Source organism: Pseudogracilibacillus amylolyticus (SeqCode), from assembly GCF_051918545.1.
GTDB lineage: Bacteria > Bacillota > Bacilli > Bacillales > Amphibacillaceae > Pseudogracilibacillus.
In genome coordinates this window covers 1-8,062 of record NZ_JBPPZG010000178.1, presented here as the reverse complement: position 1 = coordinate 8,062, position 8,062 = coordinate 1, and the positions used below count along the sequence as shown (strand labels likewise).

Annotated in this window: 9 protein-coding genes and 1 pseudogene; 2 read left to right on the top strand and 8 right to left on the bottom strand. The window is 35.8% G+C overall.

All coding sequences use genetic code 11. The annotated features are described in order from the left end of the window. Nucleotides 1-198: 198 nt before the first annotated feature. The 5 genes from ACPYKA_RS16245 to motA form a co-directional block, all read right to left on the bottom strand. Nucleotides 199-573 (bottom strand): hypothetical protein, encoded by a 375-nt coding sequence (locus ACPYKA_RS16245; RefSeq protein WP_479543264.1) that lies wholly within the window; start codon nt 571-573, stop codon nt 199-201. A gap of 144 nt (nt 574-717) precedes the next feature. Continuing rightward, nucleotides 718-1,056, bottom strand: coding sequence for a small multi-drug export protein (locus ACPYKA_RS16240; protein WP_479543263.1), 339 nt, complete (start codon nt 1,054-1,056; stop codon nt 718-720). Between the two features lie 292 nt (nt 1,057-1,348). Beyond that, the gene (gene rlmN / locus ACPYKA_RS16235; RefSeq protein WP_479543262.1) at nt 1,349-2,413 is read right to left on the bottom strand and encodes a dual-specificity RNA methyltransferase RlmN; all 1,065 of its coding nucleotides are present in this window, start codon (nt 2,411-2,413) and stop codon (nt 1,349-1,351) included. Between the two features lie 84 nt (nt 2,414-2,497). Continuing rightward, complete coding sequence (motB, locus tag ACPYKA_RS16230) at nt 2,498-3,274, bottom strand: flagellar motor protein MotB (protein ID WP_479543261.1); 777 nt, start codon at nt 3,272-3,274, stop codon at nt 2,498-2,500. Further along, on the bottom strand, nt 3,252-4,067 hold the full coding sequence (gene motA, locus ACPYKA_RS16225) for a flagellar motor stator protein MotA (protein WP_479543260.1): 816 nt from the start codon (nt 4,065-4,067) through the stop codon (nt 3,252-3,254). The genes motB and motA overlap by 23 nt, the downstream gene beginning before the upstream one ends. A 184-nt stretch (nt 4,068-4,251) precedes the next feature. On the opposite strand from motA, the gene ACPYKA_RS16220 reads away from it, so the two are divergent. Continuing rightward, a complete protein-coding gene (locus ACPYKA_RS16220) occupies nt 4,252-5,487 on the top strand; it encodes an MFS transporter (protein WP_479543259.1) in 1,236 nt (411 codons plus the stop codon). Nucleotides 5,488-5,594: 107 nt separating this feature from the next. Further along, entirely contained in the window at nt 5,595-6,656 is a 1,062-nt protein-coding gene (locus ACPYKA_RS16215) for an NAD(P)/FAD-dependent oxidoreductase (protein WP_479543258.1), read from the top strand. Between the two features lie 41 nt (nt 6,657-6,697). Here the strand turns inward: ACPYKA_RS16215 and ACPYKA_RS16210 are convergent, their stop codons facing one another. The 3 genes and pseudogenes from ACPYKA_RS16210 to ACPYKA_RS16200 all read right to left on the bottom strand — a co-directional run. Continuing rightward, nucleotides 6,698-7,387 (bottom strand): LrgB family protein, encoded by a 690-nt coding sequence (locus tag ACPYKA_RS16210; RefSeq protein ID WP_479543257.1) that lies wholly within the window; start codon nt 7,385-7,387, stop codon nt 6,698-6,700. Beyond that, nucleotides 7,380-7,748, bottom strand: a complete 369-nt coding sequence (locus tag ACPYKA_RS16205) for a CidA/LrgA family protein (protein WP_479543256.1) — start codon at nt 7,746-7,748, stop codon at nt 7,380-7,382. The genes ACPYKA_RS16210 and ACPYKA_RS16205 overlap by 8 nt, the downstream gene beginning before the upstream one ends. Nucleotides 7,749-7,774: 26 nt before the next feature. After that, nucleotides 7,775-8,062, bottom strand: a pseudogene (locus ACPYKA_RS16200) (SAM-dependent methyltransferase); the annotation flags it as partial.

Genomic DNA, 8,062 nt, shown 5'->3' with positions numbered 1-8,062 from the left:
CTCAGAAATCTCCGTTTCCTTTTTGCGTCTTTGTAGAGATGTAAAGTTCATCGTTTCTACAAAAAAGGTGTCTCCCAACTTTAATAATGCGTTGGTTAACGTTCGATGAGATAATTTACGTATTTCTACCTGTTTCTGGTGAGTTCTTTTAATTGCAAACGAAGCTTCTCATAACGATTGGAGAACACCCACGTCTTTTTACCTTTTCTTATTATTCACTTTGTTGCCAAAATGTTCTCGTATGGGCTTTACCCATTTGTGGGAGGCGTATTCCGTTAATTGGTATTTTTCTCTTAATTGTTTCAGTTTTTCCTGAATTGTTTTCTTTTCTGCTTTTAAGTGCTCATTTTTTGGATTCTTTTCTAACTTTCCAGATACTGCTTTATACTGGCGAATCAACTTTTTATACGCTTTTTCACGCTTCATTTGGTGCTCCAGCTTTAAATATTTCCCTAAAATTGTATTGTACATTACTCTGCAGATTTCCAGTTCGTCTTCGATGACAGAAAAAATGAGCGGATTATTTTCTAATTCCAAAGATAATACAAAACTAGGCGAAGTATTTTTCCCCATCTTCGAACACCCCCTTAGCGAACATTTGTCTTGTATTCATTGTACAATCTTTCGAACAAAAAGGCAACATGCGTTCGTATCATTTTTCGACTTTTTTTATTTTTTAAATTGAATCAACCCACACCTAAAGGAGTGGGCTTTTGTTTAAAGATCTGTAATGGCAAGTAAAGCTGATAAGTGGCTGCCAACGAAAAACGGACCGATAAACGCAAGTCCTGGCAGTCCATATTTATCCCACAGAGACTTAGCCCGTTTATGCCGTTTTGAACTCATATCTTCTTCTCCTTTTTTTCTTCTACGCCATTCTCTGAACTTATCCAAATATACAATTAATAACACGATTGTTAGGAAATTACCTAAAAAAGCAACGATCATTACAGGTATTGCCGGCAGACCGCCAATAATTGCAATTGGTACAATAACCGCAATTTCAAAAAAAGGGATTGCCGCTAGTAAAAATATAATGATAGAAGTCAAAAACATTTATTATTCCTCCCTTAAATTCTTTCTCATTTCAAACCAATAAATTAAATATTGAATGACCCCGAATGCCACGAGAAGCCATGTTGTAAAATACGGAATCATATCATTAAAAAACGTAAATTAAGATAATCCCAAAAGGTAACGCAAAAGTATAGAATATATATATACTTTTGCGTTACCTCCATCCCCAACTTGAGCAACTTTTACGGATTCTAAGAAATTTATCAGCGAACTAACAACAACAAAAATCTACTCCACCCGCAATATGCGAATGGAGTAGATTTTTGTTGAATTATCCTACATTTCGTTTATTCATTTGTTTACTGCGTAATTGGCCGCAAGCTGCATCGATATCTGTTCCTTGTTCCAATCGTACACCACAATTAATTCCTCGTGCCTGAAGTGTTTCCTCAAAAACCCGTATCGCTTCTGGTGTACTACGCTCATATTGAATATGCTCATTAACCGGATTATACGGAATTAAGTTCACATAAGATAAATGACGTTTATTTTGCAGTAAATTTGCAAGTTCCACTGCATGTTCTTTATGATCGTTCACATCTTTTAGCAAAATATACTCAAACGTAATCCGACGATTCTTCTTATCCAAATAATAATCGATGGCATCCATTAATTTTTTGATAGGAAATGCGCGATTTATTTTCATAATACTTGTTCTTAGCTCATCGTTTGGCGCGTGTAGCGAGATAGCTAAGTTAACTTGAAGCCCAAGGTCGGCAAACTCATATATTTTATGTGCGAGTCCACTTGTTGATACAGTAATATGCCTTGCACCAATCGACAATCCCCTTTGGTCATTTACTACATTTAAGAAATTGACGAGGTTTGTAAAATTATCAAAAGGTTCGCCAATCCCCATCACAACAATATGACTTACACGTTCATCTTTCTTGCGTTCATCTAAAAACATCTGTACCTTCATAATTTGCTCGACAATTTCTCCGCAAGTTAGGTCACGATTTTTTGCTAATATACCACTTGCACAAAACGTGCAACCTATATTACAGCCAACTTGTGTCGTTACACAAACAGATAGTCCATAATGATGGCGCATCAGCACTGTTTCAATTAAATTCCCATCTGTTAACTTAAACAGAAATTTAATCGTGCCATCCGCAGATTCCTGTTGTAATTCGACGTCCATTGATTGGATGATAAAGTTCTCCTTCAATAGTTCGCGGCAACTTTTATTCAAGTTTTTCATATCTTCAAAACGTGTTACGCGTTTTTTATATAACCAGTCCCAAATCTGCTCAGCACGAAACTTTTTCTCTCCTGATTCAACTAACCAATTGGAAAGCTGATCAAAGGTGAGACTATATATTGAATTATTCATTACTTTTTTAACCCTCTTTTATTAAATATCTTGAAATTGCTCCCTTATCATCATACCACATCAAGGGTCGATATAATAAAAAATTTATTCAATCTCTTTCTCTATATCGTGATTCGGCTGAATTAATACTTCGACACGTCGGTTTATTGTGCGATTTTCTTCAGTAGTATTTGGTACAGTTGGTCGATACTCTCCATATCCTCTTGCACTAAACCATTTTGGTTCTAACTGGCTACTTTCTAATAGTAAATACATAAACTGAATTGCACGCATTGAACTTAGTTCCCAGTTGGAAGAATATTCTTCATTGTACATCGGGCGATCATCGGCATGCCCGTTAACAACAATTTCATGTGGCGGGTCTGTACTTAAAAATGCCGCTATTTCTTTTGCTATTTCTACACCTTGTTTCTTTACTTTTGCACTTCCAGAATCAAAAGTAATGTCTGTTCTGACTGTAATTAGTAGACCTTCTGATGTTAATTTTGTTCCTAATGTTTCTGTTAAACTGTTTGTAGTAATATACTCTTCTATATTTTGCTGAATCATTTTTAATTCTTGGTATTCTTTAAATTGGGCTATTTCTTCTTCCGTTTTTTCCTCCTCTTCTTCATTTTCATTTTTGTTTACAGAGGTAGTCTCCGGAGTAATACTAACACCTTCATCGATTATTCCAGCTCCATTTGTAAATTCTGTTTTAAAAATAAATGCAAGTTGTTCAAATTTCCTTACATCCACCTCACTCATCGCAAACAACACGATGAATAAAGCAAGAAGGAGAGTAAGCATATCCGAATAAGGGAGTAACCAGGATTCATCCATATTCTCTTCTTCTTGATCATTCCTCTTTCTCCGAAACATTGCCTCCCTCCTGTTCTTTGCTGATTACTTTAATTTTTGCTAGTTCTTTTGAAGATAGATAGGAACCTAGTTTATCTTTTATCAAAGTTGGAGATTCTCCTGTTGTTATCGATAAAATACCTTCTACCATGATTTCTTTTATTTTTACTTCTTGCTTTGATTTTTCCCTTAACTTATTGGCAAAAGGGTGCCATAACACATACCCGGTAAAAATTCCAAGGAGCGTTGCAATGAAAGCTGCTGAGATAGCTGCTCCTAAAATATCCATATTCTCCATATTTCCTAATGCTGCAACTAGCCCAACTACCGCACCTAATACCCCTAGAGTTGGTGCATATGTACCAGCTTGCGAAAAAACACGTGCGCCTTCTGCATGTCTTTTTTCCATTGCTGAAATTTTTTCCATTAATACGTCGCGAATAAAATCGGGATTTTGCCCATCAATTGCCATTTGTAACCCCGATTGTAGAAATGGATCATTAATTTCTTCCATATTTGCTTCTAGAGATAGTAGTCCTTCTCTCCTTGTCTGTTCCGCCCAATCTACAAATCGATCTATTAAATCTTTAACATTGACTTCATCTTTTTCGGTAAAAATAATTTTAAATAAAGAAGGGACATTTTTAATTACCCGTGTTGGAAAAGCAATTAATACAGAAGCCACTGTCCCTAAGATTATAATTAATAAAGCAGCTGGATTAAGTAATGCGTCGATCGTTACACCTTTTATTATCATACCTAGTCCAACGGCAACAATTCCTAATATGATGCCTATACTTGAAGTCTTATCCACCTTTTATCCTCCTATAGTCGAAATTACCTACATGTTTCCCTACTAAGTTAAATGATCGTCATTATATATATCGACAAACAGGCGTAAAGTATCAAGTAATAATAAGCAAAATCAAAAAGTGACAAAAACGTGACAAATATGATATATTTCATAATGCAATGACTCTTCTGAAAGAAGGCTGATTATGAATTCAACTACAAAGTCACAATCGAAACAGTTTATTGGGAAAAGCGAAAATAAAACTGTTTATTCGATCCTCTTTATTATTGGAATGTGTCACTTATTAAATGATTCACTACAAGCAGTTATTCCCGCTATGTTTCCTATATTGGAGCAATCATTAGGATTAACGTTTACTCAACTTGGTTTAATTGCCTTTACGTTAAATATGATAGCTTCTGTCATGCAGCCTGTAATAGGGATGTACACTGATAAACGACCAATGCCATATGCATTACCAATTGGCTTATCTTTTAGTATGGTCGGAATGCTTGGACTTGCTTTTGCACCTAACTTTGTCATGATCCTAATCAGTGTTTTTTTTATTGGAATTGGTTCGGCAACATTTCACCCGGAAGGATCAAGGGTTGCCTTTTTAGCAGCTGGTCCAAGAAGGGGACTGTCACAAAGTATTTTCCAAGTTGGCGGTAATACAGGACAAGCGTTAGCTCCGCTCATTACTGCACTCGTTCTTGTCCCACTCGGTCAGTTCGGTGCCATTTGGTTTACTTTAGTGGCAGCACTTGCAGTCTTATTTTTATTATATATTGCAAATTGGTACAGAAAACAAATGATTACATATAGTAACAACCAGAAAAGGGCACTTGAAAATCGCTCCAGTAAAGCACCAAAAAAAGCAATTAGATTTGCTTTAGTTATACTCATTTTTATCGTGTTTGCACGTTCATGGTACCAAAATGCCATTTCTAATTTCTACGCATTTTACGCAATTGATTCCTATGAACTTACCATCGCAAAAGCACAAATTTATACGTTCACCTTTTTATTTATGGGCGCTGTTGGAACATTTATCGGAGGTCCTTTAGCAGATCGTTTCGGAAAGCGGAATGTTATTTTTTTCTCATACATTATACCTGCTCCATTAGCTATTTTATTGCCTTATGTAAATCATATAATCGCTATTGGTCTATTAAGCTTAGTCGGACTGTTTATTATGTCGAGCTTTTCCGTAACGGTCGTATATGCACAGGAATTAATACCAGGGAAGATTGGTACAATGTCTGGACTCATTGTCGGTTTAGCATTTGGGATGGGGGCCATCGGATCAGTTGCCCTCGGATCTCTTATCGACTGGATTGGCCTATTTCCAACGATGATATTTGTTTCTTTATTTCCGTTACTAGGATTTTTAACATACTTACTTCCTAAAGACGAAAAAGTAGCGGAATGGTACAGTTGATGATTATTCGTTGATATACTTTTTCTAGTTTTTTCTTTACGAATTTGGTAATCTTATATAGTAGGAAAGGCGAGAGTTTTTACGCTAAACATTGCGGAGGTCTTATTATGAAAAAGTTAGTCATATTAGGTGGAGGATACGGTGGGGTAAAAGTACTGACAGGACTTTTAGGCACTGCTTTACCAGAAGACGTACAAATAATTGTAATTGATAAAAACCCGTATCATTCGTATAAAACAGAATTTCATACCATTGTAGCAGGAACAGAAGCGGATAAAAATGTTAGAGCGGAATTTCCTGTCCATGATCAAGTGCATTATGAGTTTGGAGAAGTTAGATCGATTAATTATGAAAAACAAGAAGTTTATTTTAGGGATAAAAGCACGATCGTTTCCTATGATTATTTAGTGATCGCTTTAGGCTGTGAAGATGCTTATCACGGAATTGAAGGTGCAGAAGAATATACAGAAAGTGTACAAAGCTTTTCAAAAGCTAGACATGCTGGACTCGCTGTTGGTAACCTAGGTGCCTATGGGAAAGTTTCAGTTGTTGGTGCAGGACTAAGTGGTATCGAGGTAGCTTCAGAAATTAGAGAAAGTAGACCCGATTTAAATATTCGCTTATTAGATAGAGGTGGGTCTGTCTTACGTGCATTTGATCCTAAAATTCAAGCACATGTTTCCGATTGGTTTATTAAAAATGATGTCGAAGTGTTGCATCATGCTAATGTAGAATATGTAGAAAAAGATGGTGTATGTAATAACGGTATTTGTTATGTAAATGATGTAACAATTTGGACGGCAGGAGTTCAACCACACCGTATAGTAAGAGAATTACCTTTTCAAAAAGATAATCAAAACAAGATTGTTGTCAATAAATTTTTCCAAGTGCCAGGAAATGAAAATATTTATGTAATTGGTGATAATGCTTCTTCTCATTATTCGCCTAGTGGACAATTGGCTGGTCAACAAGGAGAACAAGTTGCAGTTATTCTAGGAGATATTTTAGATGGAAAACAGCCAAAAGAACCAAAAGAAATAAGGTTACGGGGAACACTAGGATCTTTAGGTAAATCGGATGGATTTGGAAGCATGTTCTCCCAATCCGTAACCGGACTTCTTCCACGTCTTACAAAATCTGGTGTACTTTGGTTGCAAAAACGTCACTAAAGACTAAAAAAACAACTGGTATGAATGTATGCCAGTTGTTTTTATATGAAAAGTGAACTGATAAATGGCGTAATAATAGAAACAAACACCGCACTCAATATCATCGCAATCGTACTAATGGATCCCTCCAATTGGCTATTTTCCAGCGCTTTAGCCGTTCCAATCGCGTGGGAAGCAGATCCTAATCCGACACCACGACCGACTGGATTTGTTAACCGAAAAACGTTAAATACATATGTACTAAACATAGCACCAGATATTCCCGCTATCATCACAAAAACTGCTGCTAACGAATCAATCCCACCTAAAGAAGCACTAATATCCATTGCCACAGGTGTTGTAACTGATTTTGGTGTAATCGAGTATATCATCTCTTTATTAAAGCCGAGAACCTTGGTCAAAAAAGCACCAGTTATCACCCCAATAAATGATCCAACAACCGTACCAACTAGCAAAGGAGCTAACAGTTTTTTTAATATCTCCCGGTTTTCGTAAAGAGGATAAGCCAAAGCAACTACAGCCGGCCCTAAGAATGCATTGATCCATTCTCCACCAATCATATACGTATCATAAGATATATCAAAAACAATTAAAAAAATAATGATGACAAACGTCGCGACAGCAACTGGTAGTAATAAAGGCGTGTATATTCTTTTATACAGCCATTTAGCAAATAAATATGCGATAATTGTGCCAATGATAACAATAGCAACAGTTACAAAATTATTCATTACTAATGTTCCTTTCCTTAGCAAGCATTTGACTCGTTACTCCAGAACCCAACATAACAAATAATGTACTTACCACTGTTATCACGATAAGAAAAATTCCTTTTCCTTTAAATAAATCATAATAATTTAACAGGCCAACTGTAGCCGGAATGAAAAAAAGCACAAGGTGATTAACCATGAATCTTGCTCCTTTTTCAATCCAATTTGCTTTTAATATCCCTGTTGTTAATAAAATAAACATCAATACAAGCCCAATGACACTACCGGGTATAAATAAATTAAAATATTGCTGGATCCATGCACCGATTGAATAAACACCAAACAATATCCCGATCTGAATAACTAGCTTAGCAAAGTTCAACAATTATTTCACCGACTCTCAAAAACTCAAAATGCCCGATAAATGACAAATTTCCCATATTTCCCATGATCACCAGGAACTTTGATTTTATTAATCATTTCAAAAGGAGTACTTAAGCGCAGAAATTCCTTAAATTCCGGAAGTGGATAATACAAAATCAGCTCCACTATTCTCCGATTTCTTTTAACTGACTTCAATATATTGCCAATAACAATTTTAAAAATATTTAAGGAAAAAGGGTTAAAAAAGTAAAAACAATTATCTTCCCCATTAACTTCATACTGTTCAGCAAGAGCATACTCCAATGTTATAGG